General features: G+C 70.5%; 14 protein-coding genes. 7 read left to right on the top strand and 7 right to left on the bottom strand.

Annotated elements, in window-relative coordinates; translation table 11 throughout:
- Positions 1–51: 51 nt before the first annotated feature.
- Complete coding sequence (locus ACH34T_RS37910; protein WP_396025818.1) at positions 52–1365, top strand: adenosylmethionine--8-amino-7-oxononanoate transaminase; 1314 nt, start codon at positions 52–54, stop codon at positions 1363–1365.
- 782 nt (positions 1366–2147) lie between these two features.
- Here ACH34T_RS37910 and ACH34T_RS37905 read toward each other — a convergent pair.
- The 4 genes from ACH34T_RS37905 to ACH34T_RS37890 form a co-directional block, all read right to left on the bottom strand.
- Positions 2148–3479 (bottom strand): MFS transporter, encoded by a 1332-nt coding sequence (locus ACH34T_RS37905; RefSeq protein WP_396025817.1) that lies wholly within the window; start codon positions 3477–3479, stop codon positions 2148–2150.
- 308 nt (positions 3480–3787) lie between these two features.
- On the bottom strand, positions 3788–5557 hold the full coding sequence (locus tag ACH34T_RS37900; protein WP_396025816.1) for an ABC transporter substrate-binding protein: 1770 nt from the start codon (positions 5555–5557) through the stop codon (positions 3788–3790).
- Positions 5558–5899: 342 nt separating this feature from the next.
- Positions 5900–6979, bottom strand: coding sequence for an inositol-3-phosphate synthase (locus tag ACH34T_RS37895; protein WP_396025815.1), 1080 nt, complete (start codon positions 6977–6979; stop codon positions 5900–5902).
- A gap of 110 nt (positions 6980–7089) precedes the next feature.
- Positions 7090–7710, bottom strand: coding sequence for a helix-turn-helix transcriptional regulator (locus tag ACH34T_RS37890; protein WP_396025814.1), 621 nt, complete (start codon positions 7708–7710; stop codon positions 7090–7092).
- 164 nt (positions 7711–7874) lie between these two features.
- Here ACH34T_RS37890 and ACH34T_RS37885 point away from each other — a divergent pair, with 164 nt between their 5' ends.
- The 4 genes from ACH34T_RS37885 to ACH34T_RS37870 all read left to right on the top strand — a co-directional run bounded on the left by ACH34T_RS37885 (position 7875) and on the right by ACH34T_RS37870 (position 17303).
- Entirely contained in the window at positions 7875–8252 is a 378-nt protein-coding gene (locus tag ACH34T_RS37885) for a DUF5318 family protein (protein WP_396025813.1), read from the top strand.
- A 1640-nt stretch (positions 8253–9892) separates the two neighbouring features.
- Positions 9893–12481, top strand: a complete 2589-nt coding sequence (locus ACH34T_RS37880) for a transglycosylase domain-containing protein (RefSeq protein ID WP_396025812.1) — start codon at positions 9893–9895, stop codon at positions 12479–12481.
- Positions 12482–12979: 498 nt separating this feature from the next.
- The gene (locus ACH34T_RS37875) at positions 12980–15427 is read left to right on the top strand and encodes a transglycosylase domain-containing protein (protein WP_396025811.1); all 2448 of its coding nucleotides are present in this window, start codon (positions 12980–12982) and stop codon (positions 15425–15427) included.
- A gap of 457 nt (positions 15428–15884) precedes the next feature.
- Complete coding sequence (locus ACH34T_RS37870) at positions 15885–17303, top strand: glycosyltransferase family 87 protein (protein WP_396025810.1); 1419 nt, start codon at positions 15885–15887, stop codon at positions 17301–17303.
- A 213-nt stretch (positions 17304–17516) separates the two neighbouring features.
- On the opposite strand, the gene ACH34T_RS37865 is transcribed toward ACH34T_RS37870, so the two are convergent.
- The gene (locus ACH34T_RS37865; protein ID WP_396025809.1) at positions 17517–18530 is read right to left on the bottom strand and encodes a MerR family transcriptional regulator; all 1014 of its coding nucleotides are present in this window, start codon (positions 18528–18530) and stop codon (positions 17517–17519) included.
- Between the two features lie 63 nt (positions 18531–18593).
- Between ACH34T_RS37865 and ACH34T_RS37860 the strand changes: the two genes are divergently transcribed.
- A complete protein-coding gene (locus ACH34T_RS37860; protein WP_396025808.1) occupies positions 18594–19571 on the top strand; it encodes a phosphotransferase family protein in 978 nt (325 codons plus the stop codon).
- A gap of 383 nt (positions 19572–19954) precedes the next feature.
- On the opposite strand, the gene ACH34T_RS37855 is transcribed toward ACH34T_RS37860, so the two are convergent.
- Entirely contained in the window at positions 19955–20428 is a 474-nt protein-coding gene (locus tag ACH34T_RS37855; protein ID WP_396025807.1) for a hypothetical protein, read from the bottom strand.
- A 925-nt stretch (positions 20429–21353) separates the two neighbouring features.
- Between ACH34T_RS37855 and ACH34T_RS37850 the strand changes: the two genes are divergently transcribed.
- The gene (locus ACH34T_RS37850; RefSeq protein WP_396025806.1) at positions 21354–21821 is read left to right on the top strand and encodes a barstar family protein; all 468 of its coding nucleotides are present in this window, start codon (positions 21354–21356) and stop codon (positions 21819–21821) included.
- A 31-nt stretch (positions 21822–21852) separates the two neighbouring features.
- On the opposite strand, the gene ACH34T_RS37845 is transcribed toward ACH34T_RS37850, so the two are convergent.
- On the bottom strand, positions 21853–22245 hold the full coding sequence (locus tag ACH34T_RS37845; protein ID WP_396025805.1) for a DUF4190 domain-containing protein: 393 nt from the start codon (positions 22243–22245) through the stop codon (positions 21853–21855).
- Positions 22246–22543: the final 298 nt, after the last annotated feature.

The raw sequence follows: 22543 nt of genomic DNA, 5'->3' as shown, positions 1-22543 counted from the left end.
TGAGGGCATGGGAGTCGAGGGGACGGGGTCTGAGGGTGGGGGGCGGGGGTGATGGTCTCGTTGCAACTTGGGCGGATGAGTCCGCGGGAGACCGAGCGGATGCTGGAGTTCGACCGTGAGCACGTCTGGCATCCGTACGCGCCGATGCCCTCGTCCGCGCCCGTCCAGCCGGTGGTCTCGGCGGACGGTGTGCGGCTGACCCTCGCGGACGGCACCGAGCTGATCGACGGGATGTCGTCGTGGTGGGCGGCCATCCACGGCTACAACCACCCGAGGCTGAACGCGGCCGTGACCGGGCAGCTCGGCAAGATGGCGCACGTCATGTTCGGCGGGCTCACCCATCCGCCGGCCGTCCGGCTCGCGGAGCGGCTCGTCGAGATCACGCCGGAGCCGCTGACGAAGGTGTTCTTCGCCGATTCCGGGTCCGTCGCGGTCGAGGTCGCGATCAAGATGGCGTTGCAGTACTGGCGGTCGCAGGGGCGGCCCGAGCGGCGGAGGCTGCTGACGGTCCGCGGCGGGTACCACGGCGACACGTTCGGCGACATGGCGGTCTGCGACCCGGTGAACGGCATGCATCACCTGTTCAGCGACGTCCTCGCGCGGCACGTGTTCGCGCCGCCGCCGCCGCTCGGGTATTCCGCCGAACCCGACGCCGAGTACCTGGACGGCCTGTCGCGCCTGGCCGCCGAGCACGTGGACGAGCTCGCCGGGATCATCGTGGAGCCGGTCGTGCAGGGCGCGGGCGGCATGCGGTTCTACGCGCCCGAGTATCTGGACGCGCTCCGCGCCATCGCCGACGAGCACGGGCTCCTCCTGGTCCTGGACGAGATCGCCACCGGGTTCGGCCGGACCGGTGAGCTGTGGGGCTGCGACCACGCCGAGGTCGTCCCCGACATCATGTGCCTCGGCAAGGCGCTGACCGGCGGATACCTGACCATGGCCGCCACCCTCTGCACCGATCGCGTCGCGCACGGGATCACGTCGGGGGAGGCGGGCGTCCTCATGCACGGGCCGACGTACATGGCCAACCCGCTGGCCGCGGCCGTCGCGTCCGCGTCCATCGACCTGCTGCTGTCGCGCGACTGGCGGGACGAGGTCGACGCCATCGAGGCGATCCTGACCAGTGAACTGCGCGGCGCGGCCGAGCTCAAGGGCGTGGCGGACGTCCGCGTCCTCGGCGCGATCGGGGTGGTGGAGGCGCGCGAGCCGGTGGACGTCCCGTCCGTCCAGGAGATCGCCATGGCGCACGGAGTCTGGCTCCGCCCGTTCGGCAAGCTGATCTACACGATGCCGCCGTATGTCTGCACGGACGACGAGGTCCACCACATCGCCGACGCGCTCAACGCCGTCGCCGACTCCCTCTAGGTGCCCCACCCCACGCCCAGCCACCTCCACCAATGACGTGACCGGACGCATCCCGCCCGCCCCCGGCCCCACCCGGGCAGTGGCCCCGCTCTCGGGAGTGGCCGCGCCTCTAGCGACGCCCCACCTGCGGCCTCGCGTCAAGCGACGACCCGCGCCTGACCTCGTGTCTAGCGGCCGCCCGTGGCCTCGCGTCAAGCGGGCGGCTCACGCATGGCCTGGCGTCTGGCGGCCGCCTGCGGCCTCGCGTCTAGTGGGCGGCTCGCGCGTGGCCTGGCGTCTGGCGGCGGCTCGCGCGTGACCGCGCGTCTGTTGGCGGCTCGCCCATGGCTTGGCTACACCCCGCTCACCTCCACCCCGCCCGCGGTCCCATTCGGGCAGTGGCCGCGGTCTGGGGAGTGACCACGCCTCTCGCGGCGGCCCGCCCGTGGTCTCGCGTCTAGCGGGCGGCTCGCGCGTGGCCTGGCTACACCCTGCCCACCTCCACCCGCCTGCGGTCCCATCCGGGCAGTGGCCGCGGTCTGGGGAGTGACCACGCCTCTCGCGGCGGCCCGCGCGTGGCCGCGCGTCAGGCGGCGGTCTGCATGTGGCCTTGCGGCTGGTGGTGGCTTGTGTGTGGTCTCGCGTCTGGTGGCGGCTTGCCCGTCGGCGGTGGCTCTCTCGTGGTGGTGGGCGAGGTGGTTGGGGTGCCGTTCTTGGTGATGGCTGGGGTTGTGACGCTGATTTGTGACGGTGGGTCATGAGACGACTACAGCATGCGCCTCTGACAAAACGATTCGTGGGTGCTAGCGGAGGGCGTGGGCGGGGCGGCGGGCGGCGGCCGTGCGGTAGGCGACGGCGCCGGCGGCGTAGGCGGCGATGACGGCGAGGAGGGTGAGTCCGGCGCGTCCGTCCGAGGGGAGCCAGGTCGCCGCGGCGGCCGCCGCGGCGGCGAACATGGCGTTGAACAGCATGTCGTAGACGGCGAACACCCGTCCCCGGTAGGCGTCCTCGATCGTTTCCTGCAGGGTCGTGTCGACGCACAGTTTCACGCCCTGCGACACGACGCCGAGTACGAACGAGCCCGCCGCCCAGGAACGTTCGGCGAACGGCATCCCGAGCGCGAGCAGGCTCAGCGCGGCGGCGCCGAGCAGCCACGCCACCCATGCCTGCTTGCTGATCCGCCGCACCACCGGCGGGGTGATCAGCGCGGCGGTGAAGTAGCCGGCGCCGGAGACCCCGAGCATGATCGCGAAGGTTCGGAGGCCGGTGTCGGGGTCGTCGGCGAAATGGTTCCGGCACAGCAGCAGCGTCATGATCAGGACGATGCCGTACAGGAACCGGTGGAAGGAGATCGCGCCGAGCGCCAGCGCCGCCTGCGGTCGGCGTGCGATGTGCCTGGTCCCGTCCACGAGGCCGTCGATCACGGTGCCGAGCGCCTCCCGGACCCGCGGCGCGTCCGGACGGACGGCCACGGTGACGGCGGCCTCGCCGCCGGAAACGGCGTCCTCGGCCGGGTGCGGCCCCAGCAGTCTTTTCGGCAGCGTCGTCGCGATCACCCCGGCGGCGAGGAACATCCCGGCCGCCGCCACGAGGATCAGTCCCGTCCCGTAGTTCCCGGAGCCGAAGACGCGCCGGAGGAGGTAGCCGGCGCCGCCGCCGATGAACGCGATGATCGTCCCGGACGTGACCGAGAACGCGTTCGCCGTCACCAGGTGGTCGCGCCGCACTACGTGCGGGAGCGCCGCCGACAGCGCCGCGAGGAAGAACCGGTTCACGCCGAGGACGGTGAGCACGCCGATGAAGAAGCCCGGACCGTCCACTCCGGCCGCGACGAGGCCCGCCACGACCAGGACCAGCACGGCGCGAAGGATCGGCGTCCACACCAGGATCTGTCGCCGCCGCCACCGGTCGATGAACACGCCCGCGAACGGCCCGAGTGCCGAATACGGCAGCAGCGTCACCGCGAACGCCGCCGCCGCTTTGGCCGCGGTCGTCTGCCGCTCGGGCGAGAAGAAGACGTATCCCGCGAGGGCGACCTGGAAGACGCCGTCGGTCAGCTGCGAGGCCAGCCGCGTGGCATAGAGACGCCGGAAATCACGTCCCCGCAGAATCCCCGGCAGCTCGGCAGCCCTCACCCGATCAGGTTAGACGTTCGGTCGGCGTGGCCAGCTCAGCGCACCAGCCCAGCGTGGCCAGCTCAGCGCACCCAGCCCAGCGTGGCTGGCTCAGCGTGTCAGCCAGCGTGGTGAGCTCAGGGTGGCTGGCTCAGCGTGTCAGCCAGCGTGGCGAACTCAGGGTGGCTGCTCAGCGCGTCGGGTCAGCGCGTCGGGTCAGCGCGTCGGGTCAGCGCGTCGGCCTGCGTGGCTGGGTCGGTGTGGCGAGGTCAGCGTTTCGGGTCGGGGTGTTTGGCCTGCGTGGGTGGGTCAGGGCGTGGGGTGGTGGGTTAGGTCAGCCAGAGGCGGGTGTAGTCGTAGGCGGCCGTGGTGGGGAGGAAGCGGGTGCCGTGGACGCGGGACGAGCGGAAGATCGTCTGGGAGCGGTTGAGCAGTGGGACGATCGCGGCGTCCGCCATGATCTTCTCGTCGGCCTGCCGCCAGCAGGTCGCGGCGCGGGCCGGGTCGGACGCCGTGAGCGCGGCGTCGATGAGGGCGTTGACTTGCGGGTTGTCGTAGCCGCCGTAGTTGGTGGAGTTCTGCCCGTAGGCGCGCCCGTCGAACAGCGGCTGGATGATCGAGCGGCCGTTGTTGCCGTACCAGTCGGGCGTCCAGCCGGGGGCGGCGATGTCCCATTCGCCCGCGGCGGCCTTCGCGGGGGTGGCGATCGTGCCGGCGTAGAAGGAGCCGCCGGAGTCGGCGGCGAGCTCGGTCTTCACGCCGCAGGCGTCGAGGTTCTCCGCGACGGACTGGGCGATCAGCTTGTGCACGCTGTTTGTGCGGTACGGGAATCTCAGCGTGAGGGCGGAGTGGCCCGTCCGGGCGAGGAGGGCGCGGCATTTGCCGGGGTCGCCGGAATCGTTCGGCGTGGGGTAGTGGTCGGCGGGCGCGTATCCGGAGTTGCCCGGCGGGATCACCGTGTGCAGGGCCTTCGCCACCGCCGGGCCACCGACGATCTTGATGAGGGCGCTGCGGTCGACGGCGTACTCCAGCGCCTGCCTGACCTCCCGCTTGCCGAGTGCGCCGCCGTTGCTGGGGCTGCGCGTGTTGAACACCAGGTAGGGGCTGTTGCTCGGCGTTTCCATGATCGCGAAGCGGGAGTCGTCACGGAGCCGCGGCAGCGCGGACGTCGGGACGGGCTGGTCCCACGCGAGGTCGGCGACGCCCTGTTCGATCTGCTGCTGGACGGCCTCCGGCGAGTCCTGCCCGAGCGTGATCCGGATCTTCTCCACATGCCGTTCGCGGAGCGGATCGCTGCCCGGCCGCCACGCCGGATTGTGGGTGAGAACGTAGGACGTGCCCGGCCGGTATTCGGTGATCTGGTACGGGCCGTCCGAGATGGTGTGCTGGCGGAACTCCGGTCCGTCCGGGACGTACCGGTCGTACTCCTGCGGCGCCGCGGCCGTGTACGGCAGCGCGAGGAGGTTGAGGAAGTCGCTGGCGGGCCGCTCTAACTCGAACACGAGCGTCGCGTCGTCCTTCGCGCGGACCCCCGCGATCTCGTGATCGCGCTGGTAGGCGGCGATCGCCCCGGCGTCCTGGGCGTCGACGGCGCCGAAGCCGCGGCAGAACGCGTCCATGCCCTTGAGCGTGGACGTGAAGTAGCCCTTGCCGCCGGACGGGGACGCCGGGTTGCAGAGCCGCTCGAAGCCGCGGACGAAGTCGTGCGCCGTCACCGGCCGCGGCGGCTTCGTGTTCCACCGGACGTCCGTCCGCAGGCGCACGGTGTAGGTGCGGTGGTCCTTGCTGACGTCGCCGTTCTCCCGGGTCGGGACGCGGGCGGCCACGTCGGGCCGCACGTCGATCGTCTCCCGGAAGTCGTTGGACGCCCGCGTCCCGAAGAGCGTCCGCGCGAACGTGCGGGCGAGCCCGTACGCGCCCACGCTCGCGACGGACGCGGGGTCGAGGTGCTCGACGTCGGACGAGCCGACGACCCGCAGCGTGCCGCCGTCGCGGGGCCGTCCCGCCGCGGACGCGTCGTCACCTCCTCCCGCGCATCCGGTCAGCCCGAGCACGAGCCCCGTCAGCCCCACTGTCACCTTGAACATCTCGCGTGCCATCGCGTTCTCACCTCAAGACTCGGAACCTGGCGCGCAGTCACCGGCGGTGTCACAGTAGGGCCAGAGCGTGACAAAGAGCCGGTACATCACCGTTTTCTCTAGAGAAGCTCTACGGATGTAAGGACGCCCTGACAGTGGATGTCCACTGCCAGGGCGTCCTTTTGAACTGTGTGGCGAGACCCTGGGCCGCCTCATCGTGCGGAGACGAACCCCAGACCTTCGCCGGAGCCGTCCTCGACCTCGGAGTGCCGGCGGCCGTCCTCAACGGCGGATGCCGCCGTCCTCGACCGCGGGCGCCGCCCGCCGACCGCGGGTGCGGTGGCCGGGCGTCGCGGCCGGGCGTCAGCGGTCGAGTTCGCCGCGGATGAACTGCTCCACGGCGTCGTGCGCCTGGTCGTCGTTGTACTGCTCGGGCGGCGACTTCATGAAGTAGGACGACGCCGACAGGATCGGCCCGCCGATGCCCCGGTCCTTGGCGATCTTCGCGGCGCGCACCGCGTCGATGATCACGCCGGCGGAGTTCGGCGAGTCCCAGACCTCCAGCTTGTACTCCAGGTTGAGGGGCGTGTCGCCGAACGACTTGCCCTCCAGCCGGACGTACGCCCACTTGCGGTCGTCCAGCCACGGCACGTGGTCGGACGGACCGATGTGCACGTCCGCCTTCGCCATCTCGTGCGGGATCTGCGACGTCACCGACTGCGTCTTGGAGATCTTCTTCGACTGGAGCCGCTTGCGCTCCAGCATGTTCATGAAGTCCATGTTGCCGCCGAAGTTGAGCTGGTACGTGCGCAGCAGCTCGACTCCGCGGTCCTCGAACAGCCGGGCCATCACGCGGTGCGTGATGGTCGCGCCGACCTGCGACTTGATGTCGTCGCCCACGATCGGGACGCCGGCGTCGGTGAACTTCTGGGCCCATTCGGGGTCGCTGGCGATGAACACCGGCAGGGCGTTCACGAACGCGACCTTCGCGTCGATCGCGCACTGGGCGTAGAAGCGGTCGGCGTCCTCCGAGCCCACCGGCAGGTACGAAACCAGCACGTCGACCTTGGCGTCCTTCAGCGCCTGGACGACGTCGACCGGCTCGGCGTCCGACTCCTCGACCAGGTTCAGGTAGTACTCGCCGAGGCCGTCGAAGGTGGGGCCGCGCTGGACGGTCACGCCGGTCGGCGGGACGTCGGCGAACTTGATCGTGTTGTTCTCGCTGGCGTGGATGGCCTCGGACAGGTCCATCCCGACCTTCTTGGCGTCCACGTCGAACGCCGCGACGAACTCGACGTCGCCCACGTGGTAGTCGCCGAACTGCACGTGCATCAGGCCAGGGACTCGCTTATCGGGGGTCGCGTCCTTGTAGAACTCGACACCCTGGACGAGCGAAGAGGCGCAGTTGCCCACACCCACGATGGCTACGCGCACCGAACCCATCCGGTTGCTCCTTCTCTCTTGCGGTTGAGATCCTCGCCCGCCGGGACGGCGAACGCCGTCTCCGCGCGGGGGACCTGAGGTGGGATTCACCCGTCCCAGGTGGGTCGCCGTCAGCGGCCCTTGTCCCGAGGCTTGTCCTGTCGGTTTTCGTACTCTCTGGCTTGCTGTTCCTGCTCGGCCCGTTCACGTCCGATCAGCTCGTTGAGCCACCTGACCTCGCGTTCGACGGACTCCAGCCCGTGGTTCTGCAGCTCCAGGGTGTAGGAGTCGACCCGCTCGCGAGTCCGCGCCAGGGCGGCCCGGACGCTCTCGAGGCGCTCCTCCAGCCGGCTGCGCCGGCCTTCGAGGATCCGCAGCCGGACGTCGGCGCGGGTGTGCGAGAAGAAGGCGAAGTGCACGCCGAACCCCTCGTCCTCCCACGACGCCGGACCGGCCTCGGTCAGGAGCTCCTGCAGGCGCTCCTTTCCGTCCGCGGTGAGCTTGTAGACGATCTTCGACCGGCGGCTCTGCAGCGCCAGCGCCGTGTTCGGCTCCTCCGGCCGGTCCTCGATGATCAGCCCGCTCGCGAGCAGCTGCTTGAGGCACGGGTAGAGGGATCCGTACGAGAAGGCGCGGAACATGCCCAGCAGGGTGTTGAGCCGCTTGCGCAGCTCGTACCCGTGCATCGGGGACTCGTGCAGCAGACCGAGCACGGCGAGCTCCAGCACGCCCGCGCCCTTCCTGGCCGCCATCGTCCCACCTCCGCAGAGCCGGATGTCTCGATCCGATGTATCGAGCTAATGTATCGACTCGATACATCGCCACGATACGTAGCGCGGGCCGTCCTGGCAAGTCGGGCCCTGCCCCACCGGCCCGGCTGGACCTACGCTTCCCGTATGCGGCGCCGGAACCGATCATGAGGCCGAGGCTCGTCGTCGACTACGGCCTGGCGAAGCGCGCGGCCCTCTCCGAGCTGAGATCTGGGGCGCTGACCAGGGAAGACGTCTGCGATGCCCATCCCTACCTGCTGCGCGCCGCCAAGCACCACGGCGAGCCCGCCGGCCGGTCGTGCCCCGTCTGCGAGTTCGACCTGCTCACGCATGTCACGTACGTGTACGGCGACGAACTGGGACGCTACGCGGGACGCGTGAAGGCCACCGCCGAACTCGCCGAGATGGATCGCAAATACGGCGAATTCAGGGTGTATGTGGTGGAAGTGTGTCAAAGTTGCGCATGGAACCACCTGGCGATGTCGTACGTACTCGGTCATGGGGAGCACAGCCCCGAGCGGTAGACGAACAAGGAGGATCCACCGGCCGCAGCGTCCGGCCGGGGCGTTGACCAGCCAGGACGCCCATTCGCCGTACACACGCTCCCCCCGCTCAGCAGCCTGCACAGTACGCTTCGGACGGCGCACAGCCGCTCTAAGCCGGTGGGTGACCCCGGCCCTCGGCAACAACCGTTGTCCCCTGTTGATGAGGTCGCGTGAGTAATCCAAGCCAGCCCCGACCGGAACCCGGGTCGCAGAGGCCGGGCGGGCAGCAGAACCCCCGTCCCGGCGACTCCGGCGACCCCGGGCAGCCGGGTGCCCACCCCGAGTCAGCCGCGCCAGGCGAGCCGGGGACACCGGCCGGGCCGCAGGACCACGTCCCGAGCTTCATGGGCGGCCACTCGCTTCCGGGCGCCGCCCCCACATCGTCCGGTCCGTCCGACCCCGGCGCACCGCCCGGCCACGGCATGTCCAACGAGCCGGGCACGCTCAGCGGAAGCGCCGCGTCCGCCGGGCCCAGCACGCCGGGAGGCATGGGCCTGCCGCCGGAGCCGAGCTCCCCGGGCGCCTCCGCTCTGAACGAGCCGGGCTTCCCCGGCCTGGGGCCGTCCGCCGGGCCTGGAGGACCGAGCGCGCCGACTGGGCCGGGCGGCTCCGGCGTGCCGGGCTTCCCCGGCTTGGAGGCGTCCGCCGGACCCGAACGGCCGGACCCGCTCATTGGAGGCGCTGCGCCGTCGGGCGGATCGAGCCCGTCCGGTGACTTCGGCTCGTCGGGCGGGGCGGGATTCCCTGGATTGGGAGCGTCCGCCGGGTCCGAAGGGCTGGGTGGACCGGGCGCGCTGAGCGGAGGCGGCGGCGCGTCGGCCGGTTCCAACTCGTCGAGCGACTTCGGGCGGGGTGAGTCACCCGGTGGAGCGACGCTCCCCGAGGGTGGCAGCGCGGTGGGCGGCTCTTGGACGTCCCCGCCCCCGAGCGCACCGGGCGCGCCGAGTGATCCGGGAGGGGCGACCGCGCCCGAAGGACTTGGGTCCTTCGGCGACGCAGGCACGCGAAGCAACCCCGGCGGATCCGGATGGCAGAGCGGTCCCGGTCCATCCGGAACGCCGAGCGCCTCTGGTCCGTCCGGGACGCCAAGCGGCTCTGGTCCGTCCGGGACGCCGAGCGGCCCTGGTCTGCCCGGAACGCCGAGCGGTTCGGGCATGTCCGGGGTGCCGGGCGGCTCTGGTTCGACCAGCACGCCGGGTGGTTCTGGTGTGTCTGGGGTGCCGGGTGGTTCTGGGATGTCCGGTGGGCCGGGTGGAGTTGGGGGTGCTGGCGGTCACGGGTCGTTGAACGGGCCGGGGATGCCGGGCGGCAGGGTCGGTGGTGCGGGGACGCCGGGTGGCGGTGCCGTGTCCGGAGGGCCGAATATGCCCGGCGGCTTCGGTGGGCCCGGTGGGCCCGGTGGGCCGGTCGGGTCTCCTATGGGTGGTGCTTCGGCTGGAGGGCGTGGTCCGGGTGGTCCGGGGATGAGCGGTCCCGGCGGGCCGAATGTGCCGATGGGGCCGGGTGGGCCTCGGACGCCGAATGCGCCTGGGGCGCCGGGCGCGTCCGGGATGGGACGTCCGCCTGGGCCGGGAGCTCGGACGGGGAGGCATGCCGCCGGTGCACCCGGTGGTCCGGGGATGGCCGGTGGCGCCGCGGGTGCCGCCGGTATGGCCGGGTTCGGGACGGCCGCGGGCAACGGCGTCAAGGAGAAGCTCAACGGACTCGGAAAGCTCGGACAGGACCTCGGGTCGAAGGTCGCCGGGAAGTTCCGCGGCGGAGGCACGCGCGCGGCGCACCGGTCGGGCAGCCCCGGCGGCCCGGGCGGCCCCGGACGGCCCGGCGGCCCAGGAGGTCCAGGTGGACCGGGTGGACCGGGTGGACCGGGCGGGCCCGGTGGACCCGGTGGGCCTGGACGGCCGGGGCCGACCAAGACGAGCTTTGTCGATCACCTGCGGTCCCGGGGAACGGGATGGCGCAAGTACATCCCGTCCTGGAAGGTCGTGGCCGGTGTCTGCGGGCTCGGGTTCGCCGCGTTCATCACGCTGATCTGGGTCGCGTACACGAACACGCCGACGCCCGAGGAGCCCACGGTGGCCGGCGTCGAGGACCAGGCGTCGATCTTCTACTACACCGACGGCGCCGAGATCGGACGGATCGGCAAGAAGCGGCAGAGCGTCGAGCTGAACAAGGTGCCGCCGATCGTCCAGGACGCGGTCCTCGCGGCGGAGAACCGCAGCTTCCGCACCGACCCAGGGTTCTCGGTCAAGGGCACGACGCGGGCGGTGTGGAAGAACCTGACCGGCGGATCGGGCGGCGGGTCCACGATCACGCAGCAGCTGGCGAAGAACTACTACTCCGACCCGAACAACCGGACGATGAACCGGAAGTTCAAGGAGCTGTTCATCTCGCTGAAGCTGGAGGACAAGCACACCAAGGACGAGATCCTCAAGCTGTACCTGAACACCATCTACATGGGCCGCGACACGTACGGCATGCAGGCGGCGTCCCGCGAGTACTTCGGGACGGACGTGTGGAAGCTCAAGCCCGACCAGGCGGCGTTCCTCGGCGGCATCATCCAGAACCCGAACCGCGACCCGGGCGAGAAGGGCAACCAGACGTGGGTGACCGGGCGGTATCAGTACACGCTCGACGGCCTGGTCAAGATGGGCAAGCTCAGCCAGGCCGACGCCGACAAGTACAAGCAGCGCCTGCCAAAGATCAATGAGGCGGGCAAGGGCAACCAGCTGTACGGCGGCCAGCGCGGCTACATGCTGATGCGCGCCAAGGAGGAGCTGCGCCGCCTCGGGATCGACGACAAGGAGCTGACGACCAAGGGCCTGCGCGTCTACACGACGTTCGACCGCAAGCGGATGGCGATGGCCAAGCGGGCGGCGGAGCAGACGGTCCCGCAGGTGAACCCGAAGAAGCTGGCGAAGAAGAAGATCCGCGTCGGGCTGGTGTCGGTGAACACGGCGAACGGCGAGGTCGTCTCGTTCTACGGCGGCCCCGACTATCTGGACCAGGCGTTCAACAACGTGTGGCAGGGGTCGGCGCAGGCGGGGTCGGCGATGAAGCCGTACGTGCTGGCGACGGCGCTGAAGCAGAACTACAGCCTGAAGAGCATGGTGGAGGGCCGGTCGAAGATCCCGATCAACCCGGAGGGCGAGGTCGTGCCGGTCGGCGACCCGAGCGGGGTGAAGGTCCCGAACTCACACAACGTGGCTCCGGCGGTCAACCTCATCACGGCGACGGAGGAGTCGGTCAACACCGCGTTCCTCCAGCTGATGGGCAAGGTCGGCATCGAAGAAGTGATCAAGACGGAGACGGACGCCGGGATCGCCGGCGACCTGCTGAAGCCGCACAAGTGCTGCCTGAACCTGGCGCTGGGCGTCAACAACATCCGTCCGATCGAGCAAGCGGCCGGGTACGCGGTGTTCGCCAACGGCGGCGTGTACCACCAGCCGCACGTGATCCGCCAGGTCAAGCAGACGGACAACAAGACGCTGCGGCTGCGGCCGAAGTACGAGAAGCGCCGCGTCTTCACCTCGAAGGTCGCCGCGGACGCCACGTACGCGATGCAGCAGGTCATCAACGGCGGTACGGCGACGGCCGCGCGGCTGCCCGACGGCCGCCAGGCGGCCGGCAAGACCGGGACTACCGACCGGAACGTCTCGTCGTGGTTCATCGGGTACGTGCCGCAGGTGTCCACCGCGGTGACGCTCTACAACGACTCGGTGGGGCCGAACGGTAAGAAGAAGTCGGTGATCCTGCCGGGGATCGGCGAGGTGGAGGGCGGCACGATCCCGGCGCGCATCTGGCGGTCCTACATGTCGGACGCGTTGCGCGGCGTGGAGGCCAGGCAGTTCCCGCCGCCGGCGTGGGGCGGGATCGTCCAGAAATGGGCGAAGCCGCCGGAGAAGAAGAAGGACGACAGGCCGCCGTGGTGCGACGGCCCGCTCGGCGAGTACGACCCGCGCTGCCAGGACGACGGCGACGGCGGCGGAGGCCCCGGCGGGGGCAACAACCAGCCGTGCCAGTCGCCGTTCCCGGAGCCCAACTGCAACCCGAACAAGCCGCCGAGCGACCCGCCGCCGCGGTGGTGGTGCAACCTGCACCAGGGCCACCCCGCCTGCCGGCTGCGGAGGGGCGGCGACGGCGGCGGCCTGAACGAGCCCAGCACGGCGAGCGTCGCGCCGCTGTTCCCCGTGACGAGGCCGCCGGAATGAACCCGGGGGGCGTCCCGTCCGAACCGTCCGGTGGAGGCGGTGGTGTGACATGAAGCATGTTCCGGAGTCGCCGCACGCCAGCGGGCGTGACCGAGCGCGTCCAAGCGCCCGGGGCCAGACGGGCCTTGCCGCCTGGGCCCCCGCGCCTACGGGGGCGCAGTACTCTCTGACGACGCACAGCCGTACCCCAGTTGATGAGGTCGCGTGAGTAACCGAAGCCCATACGGACCGGAATTCGGAGATGGCCCTGACCGGAGGGGAACCCCCCGCTCCGGTGGTTCGGGCGCGTCCGCCGGTGCGCCGCGCGGCGGACCGTCCGGCACGCCCGGCCGGACCCCGCGCCCAGGCGGCGGCGGCAGGTCGGGCGGACGGGGCGGCGGCCCCGCGAGAATCGGCGGCGGCGGAGGCGGCGGCGGTCGGCGCCGTGGCGCACCGTCCGCGATGCGTTCGGGACCGGGAGGCCGGCCGAGCCGGGGCGGAGCCCCGGGCGGCGCCGGAGTGCCCGGCGGTCCGGGAGGTCCAGGCGGTCCCGGTGGACGCGGCGGCGGCGGACGAGGCTCCGGCGGCGGCGGCTTCGGCGGGTTCGGCAGGCGCGGCGGCTCCGGCGGCGATGACGGCGGGGACGAAGGCTTCTGGGGCAGGGACGACACATCCCGCGGCAGGCGCGAAGGTTCCCGCGGCAGGCGCGACGGATTCTGGAGCGGACGCGGCAAACGGTCGGACGACGACCCGGAGAAGACCGGCTGGCGGCGGTACGTCCCGTCCTGGAAGGTCGTCGTCGCCGTCATCAGCGTGCTGATCCTCGGGATGGCGACGCTCGTCATCGTCGCGTACGCCAACACCCCGATCCCGACCGAGAAGCAGCAGGACGCGCTCCGCCAGGAGTCGCTGATCACGTTCTCGGACGGGTCGCCCCTCGCCCGGCTCGGCACCCACCGCGAGGACATCCCGCTGAAGGACGTCCCCAAGCACGTGCAGAACGCAGTGCTCGCCGCCGAGGACCGCGGGTTCTGGACCGAGCCCGGCATCTCGCCGACCGGCATCGCGGGCGCGTTCTTCCGCGCCATGACGGGCGGGGACGTCGCGGGCGCCTCCACGATCACCCAGCAGATGGCCCGGAACTACTACGCCACCCTCAGCCGGGACCGGACGGTCAGCCGCAAGCTCAAGGAGATCCTCATCTCCGTCCGGCTGGGCAAGGAGATGAAGAAGGAGAAGATCCTCGAGCTGTACCTCAACACGGTCCCGTTCGGGCGCCGTTCGTACGGCATCCAGGCGGCGTCCCGCGCCTACTTCCACAAGCCGGTCACCGAGATCAGCGAGTCGGAGGCGGCGATGCTGGCGGCGCTGATCCAGCGTCCGGGGTACTTCGCCACCTACGGCCCGGCGTCCAACCCGGCCAAGCAGGCGCTGATCCAACGCTGGGGCTACGTCCTCGACGGGATGGTCGAGCAGGGCTGGCTCGACTCCGGCAAGCGCGCCGCGGCGAAGTTCCCGCAGACGCAGAAGAACTGGAGCGACGTCCCGGACGACGAGAACACCGGCTACCTGCAGGACCGCGTGATGAACGAGCTGGAGCAGCTCGGCATCGACGAGTCGATCTACTCCAAGGGCCTGAAGATCACGACGACGTTCGACAAGCAGCTGCAGGACTACACCAACAAGGCCGTCAAGCAGATCAAGCAGGAGAACGGGCTCGGCTCGGAGATCAAGTTCGGGCTCGCCACCGTCGACCCGAAGACGGGCGGGGTGGTCGCCGCCTACGGCGGTCCCGACTACCGCAAGCAGCAGTTCGACAACTCCTTCCAGGGCCTGGTGCAGCCGGGTTCGTCGTTCAAGCCGATCGTGCTGGCCACCGCGCTCGACCAGGGCGTCAGCCTGCAGACGACGATGGACGGCAGCTACAAGCGGACCATCAACGGCGCGACGTTCACCAACGACAGCAAGTCGGAGAACGGGGTCTACAACCTCAAGCAGATGACGGCGATGTCCATCAACACGTCGTATGTCGAGCTCGGGCAGAAGGTCCAGCTGAGCAACGTCATCGACATGGCCAAGAAGATGGGCATCCCGGAGAAGACCGACAACCTCAACCCGACCTACACGTCGCTGCCGCTCGGCGTCATCGACACGAGCCCCGTCACGATGGCGTCGGTGTACTCGACGTTCGCCGCCGAGGGCAAGCACCGCCAGGCGCACGTCATCGCCAAGATCACCGACCAGCGGGGCAACCCGGTCACGAACTCGCGCGGCGACGTCCTGGAGAAGCTGCCCTGGCAGAAGCCCACGCAGGCGTTCACGGAGGGCGTCGCGAGGGACGCCACGTCGGCGATGCGGGCGGTCGTCACGTCCGGTACCGGTAAGCGCGCGAGCCTCGGCGTCCGGCCGGTGGCCGGCAAGACCGGTACGACGGACGAGAACAAGTCAGCTTGGTTCGTCGGGTTCACCCCGCAGCTCGCGACGTCGGTGGCGATGTGGCGACAGGACAAGAAGGGCATCCGCCAGTCGCTGGTCGGCGTCGGCAACTACAGCCAGGTCTACGGTGGTACCGTCCCCGCCGACCTGTTCAAGCGCTTCATGACGAAGGCGCTGGACGGCAAGGAGATCGCGCAGTTCGCCCCGCCCGTCAACGGCGGCAAGATCGCCCCGTGGGCGAAGCCGAAGCCGGCGCCGAGCACGTCGGCGACGCCGTCCCCGTCGGAGCGCCCGACCTGCGAGCCGGGCCGCCCGACGCCGGGCTGCCAGTCGCCGTCCCCCGGCCCGTCGTCCCCGACGCCGTCGCCGGGACAGGGCCAGCCCTGCAACGAGTACGGCCTGCCACTCGGCTGCAACCCGAACCTCCCACCCGAGGGCGACAAGACCTGGTGGTGCGAGAAGCCCGAGAACCAGAACCATCCCGCCTGCAGGCGGGAAGAACCGGGCGGCGACCCGAACGGCAACCCCTAGCGGCACAGGCCTGCCCGGGTCACAACCTCGGTCAGGCGACCTTTGAAACGGCCCGGAGCCCCAACAGCTCCGGGCCGTTCCACGCTCCAACACCCACGACCACTGCCCGTTCCACTCCTGACACCCCGCTGGGCGGTTGCGAGCCGTCCCACTCCTAACCCCCGCTGGGCGGTTGCGGGCTGTTCCGCTTTCGACCCCCGCTGGGCGGTTGCGGGCCGTTCCGCTTCTGACACCCTCCGGGCGGCTGCGGGTTGCTCCGCTTTCGACACTGCGCGGCGGGTGCGGGCTGTTCCTTCCTGACACCCTGCTGGCGCTTGCAGGTCGTGCCGCTGCCGACACCCTGCTGGCGGTTGCGGGCTGTTCCGCTGCCGACGACCCGCTGCCGTTCGCGGGCGCGGGGTGGGCTTGATGACCAATAGTCTTGCTGTCCATGGCGTCGTCTTCTGAAAGGCTTGGGATGCCCGCCGCCGGAAGCGATAACGACGAGGTGGACGACCCCGGCCGGCTGGCGCGGCTGGCCCCCGTCCTGACGGGTCTCACGGCCCTGGCGTGCGTCCTGGGCTGGGCGCAGAAACGGCCGTGCGCGTCGTCGAATTTCGACTTCATCAAGACGACGACGAACGCCTGCTACACCGACATCTATCCGCTCTACTACGTGCGCGGGTTGAACGACGGCAAGGTCCCGTACTTCGACTCGTTCACCGGCTCCGACATCCACTACGTCGAGTACCCGGTGCTGAGCGGCGGCTTCATGCAGCTCGTCGCGTGGCTGGTGAAGCCGTTCGGCGTGGACGAACGCGGAATGGCGTTCTACAACGTCACCGTCCTGCTCCTCGCCGCACTGGCGGTCGTCGCCGTCCTCGCCACCGCGTACGTGGCCGGACGGCGTACGCTGCGGACCGGCCTGATGGTGGCACTGTCCCCGGCCCTGCTGCTCACCGCGTACATCAACTGGGACCTGCTGGCCGTGGCGCTGTCCGCGCTGGCCCTCGCCGCGTGGTCCGCGCGCCGCCCGACCCTCGCGGGCGCGCTGCTCGGCCTCGCGATCGCGGCGAAGTTCTACCCGCTGCTCCTCATCGGCCCGCTGGTCCTGCTGTGCGTGCGCGCAGGCCAATGGCGCGCCCTCGGACGGATGCTCGCCGGGACCGCGGGCGCGTGGCTGCTGGTCAACTTGCCCGTGATGATCTTCGCGTGGGACGGCTGGAAGGAGTTCTACACCTTCAGCCAGGAACGCGGCGTCGACTGGGGCTCCATCTTCTTCTACCTGCGGGACCACGGGCTGGAGAAGGCCACGTCCGAGACGGGCACGCTCAACCTCCTCGGCACGGGGACATTCCTCGTCCTCGCCGCCGGCATCGCGGTGCTCGCGTTCACGGCGCCGCGCCGTCCGCGCCTGCCGCAGCTGATGTTCCTCGTGCTGGTCGCGTTCATGCTGCCGAACAAGGTCTGGTCGCCGCAGTACGTGCTATGGCTGCTGCCGCTCGCCGTGCTGGCGCGTCCGAAGCTCCCCGCGTTCGTGGTCTGGCAGGCGGGCGAGATCGTCTACTTCTTCGGCATCTGGTGGTTCCTGCTGTCGGTGTCCGCGCAGACCCCGGGCGCGGACCTCTCGGACACGGTGTCGGCGGTGCTCAGCCTGGACGCACCCGAGGGCGGCATCAGCCAGGACGTCTACCAACTGGCGTTGCTCGCGCGGTTCGTGACCGTCCTGGCGCTGGCGGCCATGGTGGTGCTGGACGTGCTGCGTCCGTCCGGCGACCTCGTGCGGGCGGACGGCGCGGACGACCCCGCCGGCGGCGTCCTCGACGGCGCGGACGACCTGATCTCGCTGAGACGCTGGCGCGGCGCCCGCCACACCAGCGTCCCAGTACCGTCCTAGCACCAAACGACGACGCCCCCAGGCCACGCGCCCGCGCCCCCGCCCCTCGCGCCGTCGGTTCCGCCGCCGTCGCCGACCCCGCTGGCTCCGTCCGTGCCGTTGGGTTCGCTCGTGCCGTTGGGTTCGCTCGTGCCGCTGCCGTCGTCGACACCGTTGGTTTCGTTCGTGCCGCTGAGTTTGCCCCGTGCCGTTTGCGTCGTGGGCGCCGTTGTCCTAGCTCGTGCCGTTGGCTTCGTTCGTGCCGTTTGCGTTGTGGGCGCCGTTGGTTTCGCTGGTGCCGGTGGTTTTGCTGGCGCGTAGTGCTTCGATGAACCACTCGAACAGCGGCGTCAGCGTCGGCGGGACGGGCCAGCCGTTGATGATGGCGAGCAACTGCCAGTACCGTTCCGCGCGGCGGTCGGTGCCGGTCTCCATGCGCGCCAGCAGGTCGCGCCTGAACTCGGCGCCGTCGGTGGTCTGGGACGCGTCCGCGTAGGCGCCCGCCAGGTCGTCCACGATGGGACGGGCCGCGTCCGTATCCGGTGCGACGCCGTCCGCGATGGCCTGGTCGACCTTCTCCCGCGTCAGTTCGGCGAGGCGGACCGGGTCGTCCGGGTAGGAGCCTCCCGAGATGTCGGCCGCCTGCGCCTCGGCCATCCGCCGCACCGCCGCGCGGAAGCCGGGATCGCCGACCAGCTCGGCGAGCTCCACCCACGCGTCCACCTGCTCGGGTTCGGGGTCGTCGGGCAGTTCCGGCAGCGCGGACCGCATCTTCGCCGCGAAGTCGGGGTTCAGGTCGAGCCCGGCGAACGACTCGTCGATGAAATCGGTGATGATGCGCCGCCGTTCCTCGTCGGACAACCGGGCGAGCTTGTGCATGAGTTCGATCTCCTCTGGACTGGATCCGCGTTTCGCGACCGCCCGCAGCACGGCCCGGCGCAGCCGCAGCGTCCGGATCTGCACGTCCAGCGCCCCCGCGTGCGCTGTCGCGACGTCGCCGACGCCGATCTCGTGGTCCAGCAGCCGCCGGACCGTCCCGAGGTCGATGCCGAGGTCGCGCAGCGTCCGCACCAGGTCGAGGCGCGCGGCGGCCGCCGTGTCGTACAGCCGGTAGCCGGCCGCGGTACGGCCGGACGGCGGCACCACGCCCTCGTCGGAGTAGAACCGGATCGTCCGCACCGGGAGGCCGGTACGCCGCGCCAGTTCCCCGATCGTGTACAGGGTGTCGCCGTCCATGCCGTCCACCATGAAGGCTCCAGTGACTAGAGACTCAACCGGGTTCCATCATGAATCGTTGACGGGAGTGCCTAGATGACCAGAAACGTCGTCCTGCCGGACGGGTGGGAGCCGAAGGTGCGCGCGGCCATCGCGGGCGTCCGGCCCGACCTCGCGCCGTGCCCGCTGCGTCCGCTCGGCGCCGGGTTCGAGAGCGTGGCGCTGCTCCTTGAGGCGGACCGGCAGGCCTACGTGCTCCGCTTCCCGCGCGGCGAGGACGGCGCGGACGGCATCGCGTGCGAGGCCCGGCTGCTGCCCGAACTCGCCGGGCTGCTCGACGTCCCGATCCCCCGGTTCGCGTTCACCGCCCCGACCCCGCTCGGACCGGGGGAGTTCTGCTGCTATCCCATCGTGCCCGGGGAGTCGCTGTCCGAGGACGACTGGCATGCGCGCGGCCTTCTGGACGAGCCGGAGCCCGTCCGCCAGATCGCGGACCTGATCGAGGCGATCCATTCGTTTCCCGTGAAACGTGCACGCGAGCTCGGCGTCCCCGAGGTGGATCCGCGCGCCGACTTCACCGAGGACCTTCAGCTCGTCCGCGCCGAGGTCGCCCCGCTGCTGCCACCGGACCAGGCGCGGCTCCTGATCGCCGCCTACGAGCGCTACCTCGCCGACGACGGGAACTTCGACGGCCGTCCCTCTCTGATCCACGCCGACATCAGCCTGGACCATCTCCTGATCACCGGAACGCGCATCACGGGCCTGATCGACTTCGGCGACGCGCAGATCGGCGATCCCGACTACGACCTGTGCTTCCTCTGGCCCGAGACGAACCGTCCGTTCATCGAACGGCTTCAGGAGCACCGGGGCCGTCCGCTCGACGCGCGCCTGGAGGGCAAGCTGCGCTTCTGGGAACTCGCCGACCCGGCGACCGACATCCTCCACGGCATCGAGAACGACCTGCCGACCGTCCGCGACGAGGCCCTCACCCTCCTGAGCACCCTCCTCACCCCCGACCGACTCGCAAACATTCGCGAACGCGACCGGACGCAAGCAAGAAATACACGCGAGTAAACGCAAGCAAGGCGCGAACGCGAGCAAACGCACGCGAGACACAAACGCGCGCGAACGCAGACGGCGCGCGAACGCGGGCGAACGCAGACGGGGCGTGAGCGGGGGTGGACGGAGACGGGCCGTGAGCGGGGGTGGACGGAGACGGGGCGCGAACGCGAGTGGACGCACGCGAGGCATGGACGCGAGTGGACGGAGATCGGGCGTGAACGTGGGTGGACGGAGACAGGCGTGAACGCGGGTGGACGCAGGCGGGGCCTGGACGCAGGCGGGGCGTGAGTCCGGGCGGACGCGTGGCGCAGGCTGGCGGGACGCTGCGAATGGCGGCCTGACGTCCAGAAATGGTGCACGACCGCCGGGGTCGTGCACCATTTCAGAAGGGCGTGTCAGGAACTGCGGGCGGGGTCGGCGACCGTGGGTTCGGTGCCTTCGCGGCGGGCGCGGCGCACGTCCTGGACGAACTCGCGGGAGAACATCGCGGAAAGGGTGGCGACGCCGCCCCGGTGGACGCGGATCTCGCCGTGCCGGATCTCGCCGGTGACGCGGATCCGGCGGCCTTCGCCGTTCTCGCCCGTCCAGTCCTTGACGCGGCCGCGGCCGGTGTAGCGCAGGTCCCAGTGGTCGATGTGGGCGTCCTGTGGGACGAGCAGCTTGACCATGGCGTGGTCGAGGTCGACCTCGACGTCGATGTCACCGTCCGGGATCTGCGGGGAGCGCAGGTCGAGGACGGCCATCCCGCGGCGGGCGCGCACCTCGAAGCGGCGGTCGGACGTCCAGTGGCCGAGCTTCTTGACGTTCTCGTAGTGGGCCTGGACGCGGGTGACGGCCTCGGCGGTGATGGGCGTGTGCGTGGCGTTCATCTCTGTGTTCCTCTCGGAATCGGGCAACTGCCTCGCTCGAAGAGTAGCTCTCTCTATGAGCATCTCCTAAATCGAGAGATTAGATCGCAGGTGTGCGGACTGTCAAGCCCGGGCCCGCCTCACCTCGATCAACGCAGGTCAGCGCGTCGCTAAGCGTCCAGCCGCGGACGCTGTGCGACGATCTCGGACGCACACGCCACCCGATCGCCGGGACGGCATGGCCGGAATCTGCCCATATCGAGAGATTCTGTGGGCGATGCGCCGGGGACGATCGTGCCGGTGGACCAGAACGCCCCGGACCGCACGCACACGGACCGCACGCAGCGCACGGCAAGCACGCAGACCGCACGGGCAAGGGCAGCACGCACGCGCGGGCCGCATACAAGCTGGCCAGGCGCAGCGTGCCGCACGGTGACGGCCCACACGCACGCCGCACCCGCGGCGAGCACGCAGGCCACACCGGCGTGGACCGCATGCGCAGGCCGCTCAAGCGGAGCCAGGCGCACGCGGGCCAGACCCAAGCGGGCCTGCCCTGCCTGGCGCCGGACCCCAGGCCCGGACCGACCGGCCGCACGAACCGGCCCGGAGCGGACCGAGCCGCACGGACGGGCCGCACGGACCGAGCTGAACGGACGAGCTGAACGGACGAGCTGAACGGACGAGCTGAACGGACGAGCTGAACGGACGAGCTGAACGGACGAGCTGAACGGACGAGCCGGACGGACGAGCCGGACGGACGAGCCGGACGGACGAGCCGGACGGACGAGCCGGACGGACGAGCCGGACGGACGAGCCGCACGGACGAGCCGCACGGACGGGGCTGGGCGGGGTGCTCGTCGGTCGTCCGGGCGCGGGCGGTGGGCATGCGGGTCGGGTGCATGCGGGTTGGATGTAGGACGGGGCACAGGAACTGCTGGGAGATGACGTGGACGCGAACCAAGCACTGCAAGAGCTGCTCGCCGGACGCCTGAAGCCGGGCGTCTACCAATGGCGGACGCCTCCGGTGCCGAGCGCGGTCGGCGACACGAGCTGGACCGGACGTGCGGAGGAGGCCGGCTGGCGTGGATTCCATCTCGACGGCCGCCGCGCCCGCGACAGCGCCTCGTTCCTGCGGCTGTGCGCCGGCGTCTTCGATCTGCCCGAAGGACCGGCCGCCGACTGGGACGCCCTAGGCGACTCCCTGGCCGACCTTTCGTGGGCTCCCGCGAAGAACGGCTATCTGGTGCTGTACGAGTCGTGGGCCGAACTGGCCGACACCGACCAGCAGTCGTTCCGCGCCATCCTGGACATGTTCGCCAGCGCGGTGAAAGCGTGGCGGGACACCCCCACCCCCATGACCGTGCTGATGTCGAGCGTGGGCGTAGAAGTGGCAGGCGTCCCCCGCCTCGCCTGAGCGGCCGCCCCCGGTGGGGCGGCGTGAAGGATCAGTAGGTGGACGGTTCCTGGTTGAGGCTCCACAGCGCCGCCCCGTAGATCCCCACGACGACGATCCAGTAGAGCAGCCCGATCACGGCGAAGATGTACCCGAGGATCAGCCCGGTGACGGCCATGCCGCTGCCGCCCTCTCCGGTCCGCTTGATCTGGCTCTGCGCGACGTGCCCGAAGATGATCCCGCCGATGGAGAAGACCACAGCGCCGCAGGTCACCACACCGATAATGCCCAGCACCATCGAGGCCACGGCCATGCCGTTGTTGCGCGGTACGACCGGCGGTCCGCCGCCGTAGTAGTGGTGCTGGACGGACGGGGGCTGGGAGTACTGCTGGGCGTAAGGGTCCTGGGACCCGTAGCCGTAAGGATCGTAAGGGGGCTGTGCCATGTGCTTCCCGATCGGTTCGCGCGCCCGCCGCCGGAGAGAACGCGCGTGCGCTGAGGGCTGGGGTTCCGGATTATGCCAGTGTGACGCGACCTTCGGATTTTGTCGCCATGCTGGTCCTACGCCGTTTTAGATGTCGATCTCGCCGCTCGGGTTCCCGCCGTCCCACCGCGATCTCGCCGCCCGGGTTCCCGTTGACCACCGTGATCTCGGCTCCGGGGTTCCCACAATCCGGCCGCGATCTCGCCGCTCGCGCTCCGTCGTCCGGCCGTGATCTCGGCGCTCGCCCTTTCCGTCGTCC

The organism is Actinomadura sp. 9N215, assembly GCF_044326345.1.
Lineage (GTDB): Bacteria > Actinomycetota > Actinomycetes > Streptosporangiales > Streptosporangiaceae > Spirillospora.
Note: the sequence above shows the minus strand (reverse complement) of the source record. Positions and strands in the feature narration are given on the sequence as shown.